The 20644-nt window shown below is 64.1% G+C and carries 14 protein-coding genes; 3 read left to right on the forward strand and 11 right to left on the reverse strand.

Features of this window, described 5'->3' with window-relative positions; genetic code table 11:
- The first annotated feature begins 100 nt into the window (after positions 1-100).
- Both SOQ14_RS10505 and SOQ14_RS10510 read left to right on the forward strand, forming a co-directional pair.
- Positions 101-1462, forward strand: coding sequence for an MFS transporter (locus tag SOQ14_RS10505; protein WP_416232753.1), 1362 nt, complete (start codon positions 101-103; stop codon positions 1460-1462).
- Positions 1463-1484: 22 nt separating this feature from the next.
- Positions 1485-2513: a LacI family DNA-binding transcriptional regulator gene (locus SOQ14_RS10510; protein ID WP_322898057.1), complete on the forward strand. Its 1029-nt coding sequence runs from the start codon at positions 1485-1487 to the stop codon at positions 2511-2513.
- Here the strand turns inward: SOQ14_RS10510 and SOQ14_RS10515 are convergent.
- The 11 genes from SOQ14_RS10515 to SOQ14_RS10565 form a co-directional block, all read right to left on the reverse strand.
- Positions 2510-3133 (reverse strand): 6-phosphogluconolactonase, encoded by a 624-nt coding sequence (locus SOQ14_RS10515; RefSeq protein ID WP_322898058.1) that lies wholly within the window; start codon positions 3131-3133, stop codon positions 2510-2512. The genes SOQ14_RS10510 and SOQ14_RS10515 overlap by 4 nt on opposite strands.
- 5 nt (positions 3134-3138) lie before the next feature.
- The gene (locus SOQ14_RS10520) at positions 3139-4338 is read right to left on the reverse strand and encodes a cation:proton antiporter (protein ID WP_322898059.1); all 1200 of its coding nucleotides are present in this window, start codon (positions 4336-4338) and stop codon (positions 3139-3141) included.
- A gap of 65 nt (positions 4339-4403) precedes the next feature.
- Positions 4404-5021 carry a bifunctional 4-hydroxy-2-oxoglutarate aldolase/2-dehydro-3-deoxy-phosphogluconate aldolase gene (locus SOQ14_RS10525; protein ID WP_322898060.1) on the reverse strand — a complete coding sequence of 206 codons (618 nt, stop codon included), beginning with the start codon at positions 5019-5021 and terminating at the stop codon, positions 4404-4406.
- A gap of 3 nt (positions 5022-5024) precedes the next feature.
- On the reverse strand, positions 5025-6839 hold the full coding sequence (edd, locus tag SOQ14_RS10530) for a phosphogluconate dehydratase (RefSeq protein WP_322898061.1): 1815 nt from the start codon (positions 6837-6839) through the stop codon (positions 5025-5027).
- Entirely contained in the window at positions 6832-8271 is a 1440-nt protein-coding gene (zwf, locus tag SOQ14_RS10535) for a glucose-6-phosphate dehydrogenase (RefSeq protein ID WP_322898062.1), read from the reverse strand. The genes edd and zwf overlap by 8 nt, the downstream gene beginning before the upstream one ends.
- Positions 8272-8350: 79 nt before the next feature.
- Positions 8351-9640 carry a sugar MFS transporter gene (locus tag SOQ14_RS10540; RefSeq protein WP_322898063.1) on the reverse strand — a complete coding sequence of 430 codons (1290 nt, stop codon included), beginning with the start codon at positions 9638-9640 and terminating at the stop codon, positions 8351-8353.
- Positions 9641-9672: 32 nt separating this feature from the next.
- Positions 9673-12084 (reverse strand): glycoside hydrolase family 3 protein, encoded by a 2412-nt coding sequence (locus SOQ14_RS10545; protein WP_322898064.1) that lies wholly within the window; start codon positions 12082-12084, stop codon positions 9673-9675.
- Between the two features lie 95 nt (positions 12085-12179).
- Positions 12180-13403 carry an MFS transporter gene (locus tag SOQ14_RS10550; protein WP_322898065.1) on the reverse strand — a complete coding sequence of 408 codons (1224 nt, stop codon included), beginning with the start codon at positions 13401-13403 and terminating at the stop codon, positions 12180-12182.
- Positions 13396-14463 (reverse strand): LacI family DNA-binding transcriptional regulator, encoded by a 1068-nt coding sequence (locus tag SOQ14_RS10555; protein WP_322898066.1) that lies wholly within the window; start codon positions 14461-14463, stop codon positions 13396-13398. The genes SOQ14_RS10550 and SOQ14_RS10555 overlap by 8 nt, the downstream gene beginning before the upstream one ends.
- Positions 14464-14472: 9 nt before the next feature.
- Positions 14473-15480 carry a glycoside hydrolase family 16 protein gene (locus SOQ14_RS10560; RefSeq protein ID WP_322898067.1) on the reverse strand — a complete coding sequence of 336 codons (1008 nt, stop codon included), beginning with the start codon at positions 15478-15480 and terminating at the stop codon, positions 14473-14475.
- A gap of 93 nt (positions 15481-15573) precedes the next feature.
- Positions 15574-18900 (reverse strand): TonB-dependent receptor, encoded by a 3327-nt coding sequence (locus tag SOQ14_RS10565; RefSeq protein ID WP_322898068.1) that lies wholly within the window; start codon positions 18898-18900, stop codon positions 15574-15576.
- A gap of 195 nt (positions 18901-19095) precedes the next feature.
- Here SOQ14_RS10565 and SOQ14_RS10570 point away from each other — a divergent pair, with 195 nt between their 5' ends.
- On the forward strand, positions 19096-20610 hold the full coding sequence (locus tag SOQ14_RS10570; protein WP_527194249.1) for an FAD-dependent oxidoreductase: 1515 nt from the start codon (positions 19096-19098) through the stop codon (positions 20608-20610).
- The last annotated feature ends 34 nt before the right edge of the window (positions 20611-20644 follow it).

A 20644-nucleotide genomic window follows, 5' to 3' on the forward strand; every position in this document is an offset into this window, starting at 1 on the left:
AGCCTGATTAGCTTTGCTGCAAACGATTGCAAGAAGAATCTGCAAACGTTTGCAATTTACACCGACTTGTGTCACTCCAATCAGTATCGCACGGCGTGAAATGATCGTGGCGGAAATGGAGCGGATGGGCATGGCACAGGGTAAGCCGCGGTTATCATTGCTGCGGATCGTCGAAATGAACATCGGCTTTTTCGGTTTGCAGTTCAGTTTTGGCCTGCAGCAGGCCAATATGGGGCCGATCTATGGCTTCCTCGGAGCGGACGAGGCGACGATGCCGCTGCTGTGGTTGGCAGGCCCCATGACCGGTCTGATCATCCAGCCGATCATCGGCGCCATGAGCGACAGGACAACGTCGCGCCATGGGCGGCGCACACCCTATTTCCTGATCGGCGCGGTGATCTGTTCGATCAGCCTGTTCCTGATGCCGATGTCGAGCGCGCTGTGGATGGCGGCAAGCCTGCTTTGGATTCTCGATGCGGGCAACAACATCACGATGGAGCCGTACCGCGCCTATGTTGCCGACCGCTTGGTGGCAGATCAGCGCAGCGTCGGGTTTCTGACCCAATCGGCGTTTACCGGATTGGCGCAGACGCTGTCCTATCTCGCGCCCAGTCTGCTCACAGCCTTCGTGGCGCGCGATGTGCTTGATGCCAATGGCATTCCCGTGATCGTGCGGATTGCCTTTGTGATTGGCGCGATCCTCTCGATCTCCACCATCTTATGGTCGGTATGGCGGGTGCCGGAACTGCCGCTGTCGGATGATGAGCGCGCCGCGATGGCGGACAAGCCGCTAACGGTGCGCGCCACTCTCGCTGAAATTGCCGATGCGATCGGCTCCATGCCGCGCCCGATGCGGCAATTGGCGGCTGCGATGCTGTGCCAGTGGTATGCGATGTTCGCTTATTGGCAGTATATCACCTTTGCCGTCGCCCGTTCGCTTTATGATACCTCCGACCCATCGAGCGCAGCCTTTCGCGAGGCCACCCTCGCCACGCAGCAGGCAGGCGCGCTCTACAATTTCATCGCCTTTGCCGGTGCGCTTGCGCTGATCCCGATCGTGGCGCGGCTCGGCGCACGGCTCGTCCATGCTGCCTGTCTCACCGCCTCGGGGATTGCCATGCTGCTTATCCCCGGCGTGCAGGACAGCGCCGGATTGTTTGTTCTGATGATCGGCATCGGGATCGGCTGGGCCGGGATGATGGGCAACACCTATGTGATGCTGGCCGATTGCATCCCTCCGGAACGGACCGGCATTTACATGGGCATTTTCAACATGTTCATTGTCGTGCCCATGCTTATCCAGACGCTGACGATGCCGCTTATCTATCGTCCATTGCTGGGGGGCGATCCTCGCAATGTGTTGCTGCTCGGCGGTGGATTGATGCTGGCGGGCGCGCTTGCTACGCTGCTGGTAGATGCGGGGCATCGTGTCAGGAGCGGGCAGGCCGTGACGGCAAGCTAAAGTGACGATCCGATAAGGGAAGATGGGCGAAAGCGATTTGAAGGGCAGGGGTGGGGGTGTGCGCACCATCACTGATCTGGCGCGGCTGGCGGGTGTCTCGCCAGGCACGGTCTCGCGCGCTCTGGCAGGCAAGAGCCTCGTCAACGCCAAGACCCGCGAGAAGATTGAAAAACTCGCGCGCGAGCACGGCTTTCGTCCCAACCAGATGGCCAGCGGATTGCGCCGCCAGAAGACCGGTGTGATCGGTGTCGCCATCCCCCTGGGGCACGATGTCCGCCAGCAGATTTCCGACACCTTTTTCATGACCCTGCTCGGGCTGCTTGCCGATGAGCTGACCGACAGGGGCTATGACCTGATGCTGCGACGCGTCGTGCCGCTGTCCGACGAGGACTGGCTCGATCGGTTCATCGGTTCAGGGATGATCGATGGCGTGATCGTGATCGGGCAGTCCGATCAGTTCGATCGGATCGAGGACGTTGCCGATGGCTATCTCCCGATGGTGGTGTGGGGCAATCATTCTGAAGGCCAGCGGCATTGCGTGGTCGGCACCGACAACCGGCTCGGCGGGCGGATGGCGGCCGAGCGGCTGATTGCCAGCGGCGCGCGCAATCTTGCTTTTCTCGGCGATACCGCACCGATCGAATTTGCCGCGCGTTACGCGGGCGCGCTCGACGTTGCCGAACGTATGGGGGTGCTGCTGCGCGTCTTGCCGACGCATCTCGCGCCCGATCAGTTGGGCGATGAGATCGCGGCGCATCTGTCCACCCATGCCGGTGCCATCGACGGGATCTTCGCCGCCACCGATACCATTGCGGCCGCGTGCCTTGCCGAGCTACACAAGCGCGGTGTGGCCGTGCCCGGCTCTGTCAGGATCGTTGGCTTTGACGATCTGCCGATCGCGAACCAGACTGTGCCGCCGCTTACAACGATCAGGCAGGATATCCACGCCGGCGCGCGCGGGTTGGTTGACCTGTTGTTGCGGCGGCTGGCGGGTGAGGAAACGGAAAGTCTCGTGCTGCCCCCGCAGCTCAAAATCCGCGCGACAGCCTAAACAAAACAGGTCACGGGCACATCGCCGCGCGCGGCCAGCAGGCGCGCGACGGGCAGATCATGCGCGCCCGCAAGCGCCCCGTCGAACACGGCGCGCTTGTCGGCTCCGCGGATCACAAACATCATTGCATCGCAGGCGAGCAGCGCCGGGATCGTCAGCGTGATGCGGTCAAACGGCGCCTCGGGCGGCAGCGGATCGGGGGTAAGCCGCCGGACCAGCGCCGGATCATCGGCTTGCGGATCGGTATTGGGGAACAATGAGGCAATATGCCCGTCTGCGCCCATGCCGAGCCAAACCAGCGCGAAGTGCGGCGGCGCGGTATCGCAATCGAGCGCTATGACCTGTGCCCCCACCGGTTCTAGCAGTGCGCGCAGCTTGCCGGTGTTGCTGGCGGGGTGATCTTCGGGGACGAGCCGATCATCGCCGGGATAGGCCACCACGCGATCCCACCCGAGCGGGTGTTTGACCAACTCGGCGAGGATCGGGAACGGAGTCGATCCGCCGGGCAGCGCAATCGCCACGGGCCCTTCGGTGCCAGCCAGTGCGCTGGCAAGCTGTTCGGCAATCCAGTCTGCAATCGCGGCGTCAGGGGCGCCTGCGACAAGCGCAATATCGGGCATCGTGGTCAGGCCTCGTCATCCATGCGCGCGTGGGCGCGTTTGGCTAGCGGGGTCGCCAGCGGGGTCGTCAGCATGGTGCTCATCACCGCCATCAGCAGCAGTGCGGTGAATGTGGTGCTGGTGATGATCGCCTTGTCGAGCAGGATGTTCGCGAAGATGATCATGATCAGCGCCTTGGTTTGCAGCAGCCAGCCGATCAGGCTTGCCTCGTTGCGGGTCCAACCGAGGATCCGCCCGGCAATCTGCACACCAAGCAGCTTCCCGCCGACCGCTGCGGCCAGCAGCAGCAGCGCCGCGCCGAACACGATCAACCCGCCACCTTCCCACGCGGTGCGCAGGCCGGTGGACAGGAAGAACACCGGCATCACGGTCAGAAGGACGACAGCGCGGAACCGGTCCATCGCTTCTTCCCCGAACCAGCGCGCTTCCAGCACCACGCCAGCGAGGAAAGCGCCGACCATGTAGTGCAGGCCCGACCAGTCTGCCGCGAGCGCGACCGCGATCAGCCAGATCAACGCGATGGGCCAGCGTTCCTCGATATTGATCCGCTCCATCAGCCGCCGCACCGCCCATGCTGTCAGCGCAAAGCCGATCACGAACACCGCTTGCCGCCCGATGCGGGCGAAATCGAGCAGGATCAGCGCCAGCACCGCCCAGATCGCGATATCATCAAGGCTGGCATAACGCAGCACCCGCTGGCCCATCTGGCGGCGCAGAATGCCCATCTTGTCCATCAGCAGGATAAGGATGGGCAGGGCGGTCACCGCGCAGGCCATGCCAAGGCCGAGCACAACTTGCCAGGTTTCACCCTCGGGGCCGCGCCAACCGGGCCATTGCAGCAGGATCATCGCCGCGCCCGCGCCCGCCAGCAGTGGCACGCCAAGCGCAAGGCTGGCGGTGATCCCGGTTTCGGCGCGGTGCTTCCAGGCGGTGGCGAGATCGAGCTCGATCCCGGCGACCCAGACAAACAGCATCACCGCCCACCACGCCACGCCGTTCAGCGATTGGATCACCTCGGGGCGGAAGACGAAGGCATAGTATTCCGGGAAGGCCGCGCCCAGCACGCCGGGGCCAAGCAGGATGCCGCCGACAATCTGCACCACCACCAGCGGCGCCCAGTAATCGAGGCGCAGCAGCCGCCACGCCAGCCACGGCAGCGCGAAAATGATGAGCAGCGCAATGAGATAGACTTCGGTGAGGGTCATGGATGTGCCGGGTTTAGCCCGTGCCTATCAGGCGCGCAAAGAAGATTTGGGGCGCCGCACCGCGATCAGGCCGGGCGCAGCCCGCAGGCCGCCTTGGCCATGGCGGTGATGGCAGCCTTGTCCGGCACGCCCCTCGGGGCGACCCAGCTTCCGCCGACGCACAGGACCGGATCGAACGCGAGCCATTCGGAGGCATTATCCAGCCCGATGCCGCCGGTCGGGCAGAAGCGGCACTGTCCGAAGGGCGCTGCCAGCGCCTTCAAGGCGGGGAGCCCGCCTGCGGCCATCGCCGGGAAGAACTTGAACCGATCAAGTCCCATGTCGAGCCCGCGCATGATGTCGCCCGCATTGGCAATGCCCGGCAGGAAAGGAACACCGCTGGCGATGGCGGCCTTGCCCAAAGGCTCGGTCAGACCCGGCGAGACGATGAAAGCGCTGCCTGCGTCGAGGGCCGCATCTAGCTCGCGGGCATTGGTAACGGTGCCCGCGCCGACGATGGCGCCCGGAACCTGCTTCATCGCGGTGATGGCGGGCAGGGCGGCAGGCGTGCGCAGCGTCACTTCGAGCACCGGAAGGCCGCCTGCCACCAGCGCCTCGGCCAGCGGGACAGCGTGGGCGACATCGTCGATTACGATCACCGGGATCACCGGGGCCAAGCGCATCAGATCGTCAATCGTGGTCATGTGTCAGAGTCCTGCAACGGTCATCATGGCGCTGGCGCCCTGTTCCGCGCCATCGGCAAAGCGGCGCATCATCGTGAAAATCTCGCGTCCCGTACCGCTTTCGGGCGCTGGGTCGGGAGCGGGGATGCGGGCCGCCAGATCGGCATCGGTCGAAAGCGCGCCGGTCTTGGCGCAGAGGCGCACCATATCGCCATCCCTGAGCAGGGCGAGCGGCCCGCCGCCCAAGGCTTCGGGGGTGCAATGGATCGCAGCCGGCACCTTGCCGCTTGCCCCTGACATGCGCCCATCGGTGACCAGCGCGACCTTGAACCCGCGATCCTGCAACACGCCGAGCGCCGGGGTCAGCTTGTGAAGTTCGGGCATCCCGTTGGCGCGCGGCCCCTGAAACCGCACCACCACCACGACATCGCGATCCAGCTCGCCCGCCTTGAAAGCGGCGGCAACGCTGGCCTGATCCTCGAAGATCCGGCAGGGCGCTTCCACTGTCCAGCGCGCTTCATCAACTGCCGAAGTCTTGAAGCAGGCGCGCCCGAGATTGCCCGCAACCAGCCGCATCCCGCCATCCGGCTTGAACGGATGGGCAACCGGGCGCAGCATCGTATCGTCCATGCTTGCGCCCACGTCGCGCCACACCAGCGCATCCTCATCAAGGCCGGGTTCGCGCGCATAATCCGACAGATCGCCGCGCCCCACTGTCAGGATGTCGCGGTGGGCAAGCCCTGCCTCCAGCAATTCGCCGATCACAAAGCCCATGCCGCCCGCATTGTGGAAATGGTTCACATCGCCCGAGCCGTTGGGATAGATCTGCGCGATCAGTGGCACGGCGCCGGAAAGCTCCGACAGGTCATCCCAGTCGAAGATCACGCCCGCCGCGCGCGCCATGGCGGGCAAGTGGATCGCGTGATTGGTCGATCCGCCGGTGGCCAGCAGGCCGACAGCGGCATTGATGATCGCCTTTTCATCGACACAGCGCCCGAGCGGGCGGTAATCCGCGCTCTTGGGGCCGATCGCGGCGACCCGGTGCACGGCTTCACGATCCAGTGCTTGACGCAGCTTGGTGCCCGGCTGGATGAAGGCGCTGCCGGGAATGTGCAGCCCCATCATCTCCATCATCATCTGGTTCGAATTGGCGGTGCCGAAAAAGGTGCAGGTGCCGGGCGAATGGTACGAGCCCATCTCGCTCGCAAGCAGTTCCGCGCGGCTTGCCTTGCCTTCGGCATAAAGCTGGCGGACGCGCTGCTTTTCCTTGTTCGGAATGCCGCTTGGCATCGGGCCGGAGGGCACGAAAATGGTCGGCAGATGGCCAAAGCGCAGGCTGCCCATCAGCAGCCCCGGCACGATCTTGTCGCAGATGCCAAGCATCAGCGCGCCATCATACATCGCATGGCTGAGCGCCACAGCAGTGGACAGCGCGATCACATCACGGCTGAACAGCGAAAGCTCCATGCCGGTTTCGCCCTGCGTCACCCCGTCGCACATGGCCGGGGTGCCGCCCGCGACCTGCGCGGTGGCGCCCACTTCGCGGGCATAGATCTTCAGCCGATCAGGATAACGCCCATAGGGCTGATGCGCCGAGAGCATGTCATTATAGGCGGTGACGATGCCGATATTGGGGCCCTTGGCCGCAACCAGCGCGGATTGATCCTCGAGCGCACCGGCAAAGGCATGGGCGAGGTTTGAACAGGATACCGCGCTGCGATCTCCCATATTGTCGGCCTCGCGGGCGATCAGATCGAGATAGGCGCGGCGGGACGCCGTCGAGTTTTCGATCACCCGCTGCGTCACCTTGTGCAGGGTGTCATGCAAGGGCTTACTCATGCCAGGTCACTCCGTCGCGTTCGGCGAGCGCGATGGCCGCGGAGGGGCCCCAACTGCCCGCAGTGTAGGTCTTGGGGGTGAGGCCTTCCGCTTCCCAGCCCGCGCGGATCGCGTCGATCCATTCCCACTGCGCTTCCACCTCGTCGCGGCGCACGAACAGGGTCTGATCCCCTTCGACGAGATCAAGCAACAGGCGTTCATAGGCAATGCGCCGCACCGCGCCGGTAAAGGCGTCGGGCATCGCGATGTTGAGCGGCACTTGCCGCAAGCGGATGCCTTCGCGGTCCAATCCCGGAACCTTGGCCATCAGCGAGAGCGTGATGTTCTCTTCCGGCTGAATGCCGATCACAAGGCTGTTGGGCTGCATCGTCGCGCCTTTTCCGGCGAAAATGCTGTGCGGCACCGCACGGAACTGGATGACGATCTCGGTCACCCGGCGCGGCATGCGCTTGCCGGTGCGCAGGTAAAAGGGCACGCCCTTCCAGCGCCAGTTATCGACATGCGCCTTGATCGCGACAAAGGTTTCGGTGGCGCTGTTTTTGCCCAGTTCCTCGTCATAGCCCGGCACTGCCTGCCCGCCGATCGCGCCGGCGCGGTATTGCCCGGTGACGGTTTCTCCTGCGGCCACGGGCCGTAGCGCGCGCAGCACTTTGACCTTTTCATCGCGCACCGCGGTCGCATCGAAATGGGCAGGCGGCTCCATCGCCACCAGCGCCAGCAATTGCAGCATGTGGTTCTGCACCATGTCGCGGATCGCACCGGCATCATCATAGAAGGCGACGCGCCCTTCAAGGCCGACCGTCTCCGCCACCGTGATCTGCACGTGATCAATATGCGCCGCGTTCCACAAGGGTTCGAACAGCAGATTGGCAAAGCGCAGCGCGAGCAGGTTCTGCACCGTCTCCTTGCCGAGATAGTGATCGATCCGGAAAATCCGGTTTTCCGGGAAGGCGGCCGCCACCGCGTCATTGATCGCGCAGCTTGAGGCCAGATCCGTGCCGAGCGGCTTTTCGAGGCACATCCGCACATTCTCGCCCGTCAGTCCTGCCGACTGGAGCCCGCGAATGGTCGGCTCGAACAGGCTGGGCGCGGTGGAGAGGAAGATCGCAAGGCCGCGCGCCGGGGTTCCGACCTTGGCGGCGAGGTGATCAAAGCCCGCGATCGTGGTGGCATCAAGCGGCTGGTAGAACAGGCGGGCTAGGAAGCTATCGATACCGCTGCGCCGTTCGGCGGGCAGGAATTTTTCAAGCGAATTGCGGGCGAATGCGCGGAAGGCTGCATCGTCCATCTCGCTGCGCGCGGTGCCGATGATCTTCAGATCAACGGCCAGCAGGCCATCGGCATCAAGCGCGGCAAGGCTTGGCAGCAGCATGCGCTGGGCCAGATCCCCGGTCGCGCCGAACAGCAGCAGTCGATCAGCGGTAAAGCTCATGGCGAACGGCCCTTTCCCTCGTGCCTCCTACCTAGGCGCAAGGGTATCGCACCGCCAGTAGGCCGCATACTTATTCAGATCAGGCCGGTTTCCGGGCGAAGATTCCGAAGCCGGCAATGATCGCATAGCACACCGCCGGGAGCACAAGAGCAAAGGCCAGGCTCGTCGCATCGGCGAGCGCGCCATAGAGCACCGGGACCACCGCCCCGCCGCAGATCGCGACATTGATGATCCCCGATCCGTCCGCCGCGCGTGGCCCGAGCTTCTCGCAGGCAAGGCTGAAGATTGTCGGGAACATGATCGCGTTCATCAGGCCCACCGCCAGCAGCGAATAGCCCGCCAGCGTGCCGGCGCTGTTGGCCGACAGCGCGAGCAGCGTGATCGCGCCCGCCGCCACGCCCGCCAGCAACAGGCCGGGGCTGACCATGCGCAGCACCGCCGAGCCGATGAAACGCCCGATCAGCGCGCCGCCCCAATAAAGCGAGATCAGCTTGCCCGCCTGCTGTTCGGGGATGGCAAGGACATCGGCCTGCATCAGGTAATTGACGATGAAGGTGCCGATCGCGACTTCCGCGCCGACATAAAGGAAAATGCACGCCGCGCCGTAGCCGAAGCGCGGCCGCTTGAGCAGCGCAAGGCCATCGGCAAGGCTGGTGCGTTCATGCTTTTCGCCCTTCAGCCGGTTGCGGAACAGCCACACCACCCCCGCCACAATGGCGAGCGCGGTTGCAAGGCCGAGATAGCCGTTCACGATCGCCTGACTTTCGGCGGTGCGATAGGCGGCAAGTTCTGCGCCCGTAAGCTGATCAGCCGAAACGGTGGCAAGGCTGCCGAGGATCAGGATCGCCCCGAAATAGGGAAAGATCGTGGTGCCGAGCGAATTGAACGCCTGTGCGAAGGTCAGGCGGCTGTGCGTCGTGCGCGCCGGGCCGAGCAGGCTGATCAGCGGATTGGCAACGATCTGCACCAGCACCACGCCAGTGGCGAGGATGAAATAGGCAAACAGGAACATCGGGAACAGCGCGGTCTGGCTCGCCGGGATGAACAGCAGGCAGCCCGCCATCATCGTCAGCAGGCCCGCCACCGCGCCGCGCATATAGCCCAATCGCTTCACCAGCCGCGCACCCGGTATCCCCACCACGGCATAGGCAATGAAGAAACAGAACTGCACAAGGCTCGCCTCGAGGAAGCTGAGCGTGAAGAGTTCTTTCAGCTTGGGGATGATCACATCATTGAGCGAGGTGATCCCGCCGAAGATGAAGAACAGCGCGAAGACGAAGGTATTGAGGCCAGGCGCATCGACCTGCGCGGTGTCTGCGGTGGTTTCGTCCAGCGCGGCGCTTGCCGACAGATCGGGTGCCAATGCCATGGTCTGCTATTCTCCCCCTTGGTGCGCGCGCTCTAGAACGGCCCGCGGCAATCCTGTCCGGTGGTTTGTGGCACAAGCGCCAGCGATTCCAATTCGAATTCGAATGCAGCCGCCGATGACAGGGTGATCCCGCCGAGTTCGCCCGTGCCAAGGCAGGCAAGCGGCACCTGCATGGTGCGCCAGCCCTTGCCCGCGCCGAGCGTGAAGCTGGAGGTGAGATCAAGCGGCGTCGCCTTGTCCTTGCCGGTGAGCGTGATCGCCGCAGTCGGGATTGCGTCGAGCCGGTACCGGATGGTCAGCCCGGCGGTTGCGGGCAGGGTGATCGGGTTCCACGCCAAGGACAGCGCAGCGGGCGCGCTCCAGCGGAGGCGGCGGCCATCTTCCTGTGCGGCAATGTCAAAGGCGATGACCGTCAGTACCCCCGAACGCCCCTTGCCGACCAGATTGGCCAGCGCCGCGCCCTCGCTGTTCGCGGTCACCGCTTGCGACAGGCCGCGGGTGAAAATCGCCAGTCCCTTTGCAGGATCGGGATCGAGCAGCGCGCAAGTGGTATCGAAGCGCGGCAGGCTGGCGGGCGCAGCATAGCTGCTGCCAAAGCCGAAGGGGGCAAGGGCAGGGGAGCCCGGCGCGCAGCCCGCAGGCCAATCAAAGGCAAGCTTGCCGGTGAAATCATGGCGCGGCTGGCCAGCGCGGTCAGCAATCAGGACATCGGCGACGCCCGCCCCTTCGCTGCCCGGCAGCCAGGCGGCGACAAAGGCATCGGCTTCGGCCAATTCGCGGTTCACCCACATCGCCCGGCCTGACAGGAACACCGCCACGGTCGGGATCCCCGCTGCGCGATAGCGCCGCAGCAGTTTGAGCCCTTCCTCATCGCGGAAGGCGAGATCTTCGCGGTCACCGACGAATTCGGCATAGGGCTGTTCGCCAAAGACGACGATGGCAGCATCGGGCTTGGCGGTGTAGCGGCCATCGGGCGAAAGGGTTGCCGCGCCGCCGCCGGCTTGCAAGGCTTCCGCAATCCCGGCGTAGATCGACGTCGCGCCGGGGAAATCCGCATTGGTCAGGGTGCCGCCGCCCTGCCAGGTGATCGACCAGCCGCCCGATTGCAGGGGCACGCTATCCGCAGCGCTGCCGGCGACCAGCAGGTTGGCCGAGGGCTTGAGCGGCAGAACGCCTTCATTCTTGAGCAGCACCAGCGACTTGCGCACCGCTTCGCGCGCGACCGCGCGGTGTTCGGGCGCACCGAGCATGTCCCACTTGCCCCCAAGCGCCCGCGCCGAAGGCTTGGGCTTGGCCATCAGCCCATAGCGCTGCTTGACCAGAAGCACCCGCCGCACTGCTTCATCAAGCCGCGCCATCGGGATCGTGCCATCCTTCACCTGGGCCAGCAGGCTTTCGTAAAGCCCCTTCCAGTCTTCGGGCACCATATAGACATCAAGCCCGGCCATCAGCGATTGCGGGCAATTGGTGTTGCTGCATCCGGCCAACTCGCCATGGCCATTCCAGTCACCCACCACGAGGCCATCAAAGCCCATCTGGCCGCGCAGGATATCGGTCAGATGCGCCTTGCTGCCATGCATCTTGGCGCCATTGACCGAAGAAAAGCTCGCCATCACGCTCTGCACACCCGCCGCGATCGAGGGCGGGTAAGGCGAGGCGTGAACGCGGTAGACCTCATCCGGATCACCGCGGGTGTCGCCGCGATCGAGCCCGCCGGTCCCGCCATCGCCGAAGAAATGCTTGGCTGTGGCGATCACGCGGGTCTGATCAAGGAATGCGGGCGTATCTGGCGTGCCTTGCAGGCCGAGTACCATGGCGCGGCCCAGTTCGGCGACCAGCGCCGGGTCTTGCGAGAAGCTTTCGTACGTGCGGCCCCAGCGATCATCGGTCACCACCGCAAGCGTGGGGGCAAAGGTCCAGTCGATCCCCGTCACCGCGATTTCAGCCGCCGTGACTTGGCCGATGCGCTGCATCAATTCGGCATCGCGGGTTGCGCCAAGGCCGATATTGTGCGGGAAGATCGTGGCGGCGCCGAGATTGTTGTGGCCATGCACCGCGTCGGTCGCCCAAAGCGCGGGGATCGCGGGCTCGCCATTGGGCAAGGGCGCAGTTGAGGCTTCCCACATCGCATCGGCAAGTTTCAGCCAGGCGGGGGCCGGGGCGAGATCATTGCCATCGGGGCCGGAATTGCCGCCATTGAGGATCGTGCCAAACCGGTAGCGCCGGACATCTTCGGGCGTGATCGAGGCGATATCGGGCATGATGAGCTGGGCGACCTTACGCTCCAGACCCATGCGAGCCAGCAAAGCATCGACCGCTGCGGCATGATCGGCCGTGCCCGCGGGGGCTGCTGCCTGTGGCTGCGGTTGTTCCTGTGCGCCCGCCTGTGCCAATGTCGCTGTCGCCAGCGCAATTCCCGCTGCCGAGATCAACCCATATCGCATGAAAATACCCACTCCTCCCGTCCCTTGTCGCTGTTATGCTTGTCTCTGGGAACGTTCTCAACGGCTCTCGCATGAAGCCCGGCTGATTGCAAGCCTCAAGCGGGATTTTGCGCAGCGGGGCGGGGAATGCGGGCAAGCAAGGCGGCTGCCAGCAGGGTGCATCCGGCGAGGAGGACGAACAGCCCGGCAAAGCCGAAGGACGGCTCCACCGCCAGCGTCAGCCACGGCATGATCATGGCAGGCGCGGTGTTGGTGAGATTGAACCAGCCGAGATGCTCGGCGCGGCGCGCCGGATCGGTCAGCACGCGTAGTGTCTGGGCCGCATGCAGTGCGAGGAACACCGCCGCGGCCAGCGCGAAGATGGCATAGCCGCTCACCGCCAGCAGCGACGTGCGTGCTAAAGCCATCATGATCAGCCCGCCGGCCGCGATCACCGCCGCCACCGGCAGCGGGGCAAGCGGGCGCGCCTGCCGATCCGACCAGCGTCCGGCCAGCAGGGTGACGGGGATCGAGACCAGCAAGACCCCGCCATAGATGCGGGCTATCGCGGCATCATCGAAGGCCGGGTCGAGCGCGCGCAGCCAGAAATAGAGGAAGGCGAACAAGGCTACCTGCGCGATCTGTACCAGCAGGCGCGCCAGCCACATCCGCGCCACCGCCGGGCTGGTGAGACTCGCCACCAGCGCGGCAGCGCCGCTCTTCTGGTGCGATGCAGGAGCCGCGCGCAGCGCCGGGAAAGCGCGGGGCCGGGCGATCCCTATGCCGGGCAGCACCAGCACCGCTGCGAGCGCCGCCACCAGCCACAGGCGTTGCTCCGCGCTCGCCAGCCCGGGCCATGTCACCAAGGTGGTCGCGAGCGCGCCCGCCGCAGGTGCCATCGCCAGCCATCCGCCAAGCGTGCCCTTCTGGTGATCGGGCACACAGTCCCCCGCCCAAGCCGCCAGCGGGGCCAGCATCAGGTTGAGCGCCAACTGCCAGACAATCAGCAGCGCGAGCAGCGCCCCGCAACTGGTGGTGTGGCTGAAGGCCACCAGCGCCAGCGTCGACAGCGCCAGCCCGGCGATCACCAGCGGCAGGCGGGATGCCATCCGGTCGCTCAACCAGCCGAACCCGATCCCGGCAAAGCTGGCGGCAAGCGCTCCCGCAAAGGTGAGATAGGCGAGCCAGCCAACCTTGGCCGCCTCGCCCGCAAGGCTTGCGACCTGCATCGGCAAGAGGATCGCAAGGAACGGCACATAGGCAATCGTCCCGCCCGCCAGCGCCAGCGCGTAACCGATGAAAAAGCGCGTGCTTTGCCCGGCAGGGCGCGGGTCAGACACGCGCGGCGAGGGCGGGTGCGGGCGCCGTCGAGCCGCGCTCGATAAGCCGTGCCAGCACCACGCTGGGGCCAGCCGGGATCGCATCGCCGCGTTTGGCCGCGATCAACAATTCGGCGGCGCGCGCGACAGTCTCGGCGATCGGCTGATCAATCGCTGTCATCGGGGTCGGGCCGAGCGCCACCATCGGCGTGTTGTCAAAGCTGATCACCGAAAGATCGCGCGGGACAGCGAGGCCCTTGTCCGCGGCGGCCGCGAGGCTGGCCATCGCCATCTCGTCATTGCTGGCAATGATCGCGGTGGCGCGGTCGGGCAGGGCGAGCAATGCGCTCGCCGCGCGATAGCCCGAAGCGTGGCTGAAGTTGCCGGGCTGGCACAGCTCCTCGGTAGCGAGGCCTGCTGCCGCCATTTCCGCGCGCCAGCCATCCTCGCGCCACTGGCTGAGTGCATATTCGCCCGACCCGGTGATGAAGCCGATGCGGCGATGGCCCAGCGCGATCAGGTGGCGGGTCGCCTGCCGTGCGGCATCCTCATCGCCCATGATCAGGGGGATTCCGCCGCCTTCGCCGAGCGATCCGATCCGCGCGAAGGGGATCTTGCGTTCGGCGAGCAGCCCGGTGATCAGCGGATTATCCGAATGGGGCGGCGTGAGGATCACGCCATCGGGCTGAAGCGCGACCAGCGCGGCATTGATCTCGCGCGTGACGTGATCATTATGCGTGTCGACCAGCTCGAAGATCATGCGATAGCCATGCTCGGCGCATTTGAGCATGCCGCCCAGCAGCATCTGATCCACCCAGTCAGAGCCGCGCCGCGCCTGCCAATCGGCGATGGTGCGCGCGCGGTCATTCAGGGCAAGGATCAGATAGGAACGCGATCCGCTCATCCGCTGGGCAGCGATCGAAGGGGTGTATCCCAGCTTTTCGATCGACGCCTTGACCCGCTCGGTCATCTCCGGACGCACATTGGGCGCGTCATTGATGACGCGGCTCACTGTCTGGAGCGAGACCCCGGCATCAGCGGCAACATGCTTGATCGTGACAGCCTGCCTTCGCCTCGGCATTGTCGCACTTTATCCTTTGCAATTCGGCTCTTGTAAGGCCTGCCTAGAGGTTTCGGGCGTGCATTGCCACACCCGCACCCAGTCGACCTCTAGTGTCTTGGGAAAGCCGCTTTCGTCAACCCCGCCAAGCCCGCGCTCTTCAGGCAATCCGCCGCCGATTGCGAGATTGAGAATGAGGTGGAAGGGCTTGTTGAACGGTGCAAGCGGATTGGCGGAATTGACGCTCCACCAACTGCCTGTCTCCTTGCGGGCAAAGACCACGCCATCATAGGTCCATGCGATCTCCCCCGGTGCCCAGATGATCCCGAAGGTATGGAAGCCATCGAGCACATCGGGCACGCGCATTTCGGTGCTGTTGAGCGCATTGTCGGGCCATTGACCGCCGAAATGGAGCGTGCCGAGGATCGTGTTCTCGCGCCCGCCGTGGCAATCCTTGCACGGGGTGCCGAGATTGACGGCCTCAAGAATGTCAATCTCGCCGGATGAGGCCCACGGGCCATAGGCGGCATCTTCGGGCAGCATCCAGATGGCAGGCCAGGTGCCTTGCCCTTGCGGCAGTTTGGCGCGCACTTCGATGCGGCCATATTGCCACGCGGCCTTGCCGCGGGTGACCAACCGCGCGGAGGTGAACGGCTTGGTGGCCGTGGTTGCTTCCTTGCCTGCGCGCATATGTGCGGGCAGGGCAGGGCCGGTGAAGTCCTCTTTCAGCGCGGTGATGACCAGGCGGCCATTGACGATCCGCGCATTATCGGGTCGGTCGGTATAGCATTGGCGTTCATTATTGCCGCCGCCCCAGCAATCGACATCAAAATCCCACTTGCTGCGATCAATCGTGCCGTCGGCGAATTCGTCCGCCCACACCAAGTGCCAGCCGCTTTCGCTGGCAGGCGTGCGGGTTGAACCGGCTGCGGGCGGTTCCACCACGCTGATCACCTTGGCCGGGCGTTCGGGCACGGTCTGACAGGCGCCGAGCAAAGCGGTGGCAGTCAGTATGGCGGTGTGCGTCCAGCGGATCATGGCAGGCGTTCCCCTCTGTCTGAACGTGTAAAGAAAACGGCGGGCCGTTGCACGAAGCCCCGGCCCGCCGATATTTCAGCCAAGCCCGCGCGATCAGAAATCGAAGCGTGCGATGAAGGTGAAGCGCCTGTCGTTGCGGAAGACGGCGCTGATCGGGCGCGTCCCGTCATAGTCGATCACGGTCGAAAGGCGGGTGGTTTCATCCAGCAAGTTGACCCCTTGCACCCCCAGCTTGATGTTCTTGGTCACGCTGTAGAGGATCGTGCCATCAAGTTGGCCACCGGCCTCCTGGAAGATCGGCGAGAACGGGAACAGGTCATCGCGCTGGGTCACCAGGAAATCGCTGCGCCAGTTGTAAGCGGCGCGCATCGACAGCGGCCCCTTGTCAAAGAACAGCGTGGCGTTGACGGTGTGCTCGGAAATCCCCGCCAGCGGGAGCTGCGCCGCAAACGGGCCGTTGTTGAGCGGCTGACCGCTCGAATTGACGGACGGCGAACCGATGCCCGAGATGTTCGGGTTCGGGAAATCGCTGCCGTCGACATAGGTGTAGGTCGCTGCGACACCGAGCCCGCTCAGAATGCCCGGCAGGAAATCAAAGGTCTGCTGATAGGCCAGTTCGACACCCTTGAGCGTGCCCGAGAGATCATTGGCCGGACCATTGATGATCACCTCCTCGGAGTCGCCGTTCAGCATGGGGTAGCTGACGAGACCCGCACCCGAAGTTACGATCCCCTTGATATCCTTGACGAAGAAGGCTGCGCTCAGCTGGCCGACTTTGTCGAAATACCATTCCGCACTGATGTCGTAGTTCCACGATTCGGTCGGCCGAAGGTTCCGGTTACCGGTTGCAATCGCAAGCAGCGGTCCATCCGTGACACGGCCACTGAAGCCCATCACACCGCCGGCGTTGAACAGGTTGAGGTCCGGACGGCTGATCCCCTTCGAGACAGCGCCGCGCACGACGATCCCGCTACCATTGTCGTAACGGATGTTGAACGACGGCAGGAAGTGATCGAAATTGATGTCGCGGTTGTCGCGGATCACCTCACCAGTATGCAGCGCGGCAAATTCGGCAAGACGTGCGCCGGAAAGCTGGCAGAAGGCCTGCTGCGGAACGCCGGGACCGGCGCCTTGGCAGGCGGCAGTGATTTCAGCGACCTGCACGATGCCGTCGCCATTGCCACCGTTCGCGGTTGCGTCGAAGCGCGCCGGGTCAGGGAAGGCCACCAGCGAATTGTTGCTGACATTGGTGCGGACATAACGCAGGCCGATGTTACCGGCGAGCGATGCGCCGCCGTCAAGATCAGCGCCGAAGTCGAGACGGGCATAGGCTGCCGAGGTGATTTCGGTCACGTCGGAGATTTCTTCCGGGCAGAACGGATCGCACTGGACCGTCTGACCATCCAGAGTGGTGCGGCTGCGCCCGTTCACGCCCAGATTGAAGCGTTCCGGCGACACACCGAAGGCGCTGATGGCGTCCCATTGCTGGTCGGTTACGCCATCCAGATATTCTTTCAGGAAGTCGTCGCCGCCGGAGAAGAAGGTCCCGCCGCCCGCGATCGGGATGCCGGCCTGACCGCGCTGGAAGTTGTTGGCGAAAGGCGTGCGATACGCCGATGCGCCCGGGAATTCGTCGGCATAGGCGCCGCCTGCGATGGCGAATTCCTGACCGGGCAGGCCGGTGTAGAAGCGGCCGGGGATGAAACCATTGCCGAACGGCCCGGGGCCATTGGCAAAGCAACCCGAACCTTCACCCCACGGCGCACAGCCGGCACGGCCAGCCCACGGTGCCGAAAGGTTGCCCCAGGTGCTGAAGTTGGTGTTGCGGTTGGCACGGTCGCGCGCGGCCCAGCGTCCACCGACCGAGACCTTGCGGAAAAAGCCGTCGTCGCTGAGATCGTATTCGAGATCGCCGGCAAGGCTGAACATCGTGCCGTCGTTCTGCTCGCGGCTGTCGAGGCCGAACCAGTGGTAGGTGTTGAACCCGCTGGAGAAGTAATCCGCCGGGGCGCCGACCGGGGCGAGGAACTCGATATTCGGGGTGCTGCCCCGCAGATCGATCGCAATGTCAGCCCAGGTGCTCATGGCACCGAACACCGAATCACGGCGCAGGTTCGAGCTCAGGCTCTGCATCTCGACCTTGCCGCGGAAGCGGTCGGTAAAGTTCATCTTCGCATCGAACGAGATGTCCTGGGTGACCGACGTTGTCCCGCGCAGGAAGCGCAGCGAGTCCATCGGGATGCCGCCGCGACCGAACGGGTTGGCATAGGCATCACCAACATTCTGAGTGAGGATACCGCTCACGAAATTGCCGTTCGCGTCGAACTGATAGCTCGTTCCCGGCCGCGGCTGGTTGGTCGACACGCCATCGTCAATACGGCCGAGCAGCGCGTATTCTTCGGTGAAGAAGCTGGTTTCCGAACGCAGGTATTCCAGCGTCATTACCAGATTGCCGTCGAGCGACTCGAACTGACCCACTGCCGAGATTGCTTCACGATCGCGGTCGAGCGTGGTGGTGCGCACGTTGGCGAACTGCGGCACGATTACCGAATTGGGCGGCGGGAACTGGTCAGGCGTGAAGTTGGGCACATCGCCGAAGCCGCCCGAGTTGAGGTTGAAGATACGCGCGCAGCCACCGCTGAGGTCTGCCGGACGATAGCAGTAATCGACCAGCTGTGACGCGTCGGTGCGGCTCTTCAGCTGCGAGTTGGAATAGCTCAGCTGGAGGCCAAAGGTGCCCTGAGCCGTCTCGAAGGTGTTCGAGGCCAGAACGTTGAAGGTCGGTGACCATTCTTCACGCAGGTCGCCATAATTGCCTTCGATCGAGCCGGCGACATGCAGGCCGCGCTTGTCGAGCGGCTTGCGCGTCACGAGATTGACGAGACCCGCGATATGGCCCTCGATCTGATCAGCGGTGATGTTCTTGAACACTTCGACGCGCCCGACGAGTTCGGGCGAGACATCTTCGAAGCTGAGCGCACGGCCGCCGTTCGCTGAGAAAATGTCACGGCCATTGAGCTGCGAGCTGACAAAGGGCAGGCCGCGAATAATGACGCCGGTGCCTTCAACCGAAAAGCGGGTCGGATCCGAGCTCTTCTCGAAGCGACCGATGTTGACGCCAGGGATACGCTGAAGCGTTTCTGCCACCGAGCGATCGGGCAGCGCGCCGATGTCTTCCGCAGTGATGACATCCACAACCGTATCGGCATTGCGCTTGATGTTCTGGGCGGACTGGAGCGAGGCGCGAAAGCCCGACACCAGAATCTCGGCTTCGGTTTCTTCGGTGGGCTCAGGCTCAACCGGCGGGGCTTCCTGCGCCATGACCGGTGCGGCCATGGCTGTCAGTGCCAGACCCGAAACCGTCCCGAGTGCCAGGCCGCGCCACGACAGGATGCGCGCATTGATGTTGTGATATGCCACAGTCTCTCCCCTCTAATTCCCTTGTGCCACGGATCGCCCCCATGACTGTTTGATGACTCAATAACGCACCTTGTGAGCGTTACCAAGAAGAAATTTAACGTTCACAATTCTCCCTGTGGAGTGTTACAAAGGAGCCGTTAGAATGGCGGCGATAACAACGCGGCATGCCCGGAAAGCCGGGCCGACAGGGGATGGATGACGATGGCAATCAGGCATATCGTGATTGTGGGCGGTGGCACTGCCGGCTGGATGGCAGCAGCTGCGCTGTCAAAGATGATCGGCGCGCGGGGCTTGCAGATCACGCTGATCGAATCCGAGGAAATCGGCACGGTCGGCGTTGGCGAGGCGACCATTCCGCCCTTCGTCGAATTCCAGAACCTCATCGGCATTGATGAAGCCGAAATGATGTCGGCCTGTCAGGCGACCTTCAAATTGGGCATCCAGTTCGTGAACTGGGGTCAGGTCGGTGACAGCTATATCCACCCCTTCGGCGCCTATGGCTATGAGATGGGCGGGATTGCCTTTCACCAGATCTGGCACCGCACGCAGGAGCTGGGCGACAAGCGCCCGATCCAGGCTTTCAATCTCGAAACCATGGCCGCCTATTTCGGCAAGTTTGCCCGTACGCAGGATTATGCGCGCGATGATCTGCCGCCGATCAACTATGCCTATCACCTCGATGCGGGGCGCTATGCGCGCTTCCTGCGCCAGCTTGCCGAAAAGCGCGGGGTTACCCGGCGCGAAGTGCGCGTGCAGGATGTGCAGCTTGACGGCGAAAGCGGCAATGTCGCCTCGGTCGAGCTGGCCGATGGCAGCGTGATTGCGGGAGATCTGTTCGTCGATTGCTCGGGCTTTCGCGGACTGCTGATCGAACAGGCGCTCGAAACCGGCTATGAAGATTGGCGCCATTATCTGCCGTGTGATCGCGCTGTAGCGCTGCCCTGTGCGCGCGAGGATGGCAGCGGCCCGCCGCCCTTCACACGCGCCATGGCGCACGGCGCAGGCTGGCAGTGGACGGTCCCGCTGCAACACCGCAACGGCAATGGCCATGTCTATTGCAGCGAATTCATGAAGGATGACGAAGCGCTTGATATCCTGCTCGCCAATATCGCGGGCAAGCCGCAGGCCGATCCCAACTGGCTGCGCTTCGTCACCGGGCGCCGCAAGAAGTTCTGGAACAAGAATGTCGTCGCGCTCGGGCTGGCGGCAGGCTTCATGGAGCCGCTCGAATCCACCTCGATCCACCTCATCAACACCGGAATCAACAAGCTGGTTTCGCTGCTGTCGCTCGACGGGATCAACCCGGTGCAGGTCGATACCTTCAACCGCCTGACCGGCAAGGAATATGCCCGCATCCGCGATTTCCTGATCCTGCATTACCACGCCACGCAACGCAGTGACACGCCGTTCTGGAACCATTGCCGCACGATGGCTGTGCCCGAAACGCTCACCGAAAAGATCGAGCTTTTCCGCGCCAATGGCCAGATCTTCCGCGAGGAGGATGAGCTTTTCACCGAAACCAGCTGGGCGGCGGTGATGATGGGGCAACGGATCGCGATGGGCGGCCACAATGCGATGGCCGATACCTTCGGCGGGCCGGACCTCAAGAAAGAGCTCGACGAGATGGAAGCCTCGATCCGTTATCTCGTCCAGCACATGCCGACGCATACGGCCTATCTCGAACGCTATTGCCCCGCCAAAGCGGCCTGACGGCCGCGCCCCTCTTGCCAGTCATAGCCCGCGC

Source organism: Erythrobacter epiphyticus (assembly GCF_034653295.1).
Taxonomy (GTDB): Bacteria; Pseudomonadota; Alphaproteobacteria; order Sphingomonadales; family Sphingomonadaceae; genus Erythrobacter.

What these genes read in the sequence shown, in the direction of transcription:
- SOQ14_RS10505 (WP_416232753.1), top strand. Translation starts at nt 101, where the DNA reads ATGATCGTGGCGGAAATGGAGCGGATGGGCATGGCACAGGGTAAGCCG.
- SOQ14_RS10510 (WP_322898057.1), top strand. Translation starts at nt 1,485, where the DNA reads ATGGGCGAAAGCGATTTGAAGGGCAGGGGTGGGGGTGTGCGCACCATC.
- SOQ14_RS10515 (WP_322898058.1), bottom strand. Translation starts at nt 3,133, where the DNA reads ATGCCCGATATTGCGCTTGTCGCAGGCGCCCCTGACGCCGCGATTGCA.
- SOQ14_RS10520 (WP_322898059.1), bottom strand. Translation starts at nt 4,338, where the DNA reads ATGACCCTCACCGAAGTCTATCTCATTGCGCTGCTCATCATTTTCGCG.
- SOQ14_RS10525 (WP_322898060.1), bottom strand. Translation starts at nt 5,021, where the DNA reads ATGACCACGATTGACGATCTGATGCGCTTGGCCCCGGTGATCCCGGTG.
- edd (WP_322898061.1), bottom strand. Translation starts at nt 6,839, where the DNA reads ATGAGTAAGCCCTTGCATGACACCCTGCACAAGGTGACGCAGCGGGTG.
- zwf (WP_322898062.1), bottom strand. Translation starts at nt 8,271, where the DNA reads ATGAGCTTTACCGCTGATCGACTGCTGCTGTTCGGCGCGACCGGGGAT.
- SOQ14_RS10540 (WP_322898063.1), bottom strand. Translation starts at nt 9,640, where the DNA reads ATGGCATTGGCACCCGATCTGTCGGCAAGCGCCGCGCTGGACGAAACC.
- SOQ14_RS10545 (WP_322898064.1), bottom strand. Translation starts at nt 12,084, where the DNA reads ATGCGATATGGGTTGATCTCGGCAGCGGGAATTGCGCTGGCGACAGCG.
- SOQ14_RS10555 (WP_322898066.1), bottom strand. Translation starts at nt 14,463, where the DNA reads ATGCCGAGGCGAAGGCAGGCTGTCACGATCAAGCATGTTGCCGCTGAT.
- SOQ14_RS10560 (WP_322898067.1), bottom strand. Translation starts at nt 15,480, where the DNA reads ATGATCCGCTGGACGCACACCGCCATACTGACTGCCACCGCTTTGCTC.
- SOQ14_RS10570 (WP_527194249.1), top strand. Translation starts at nt 19,096, where the DNA reads ATGACGATGGCAATCAGGCATATCGTGATTGTGGGCGGTGGCACTGCC.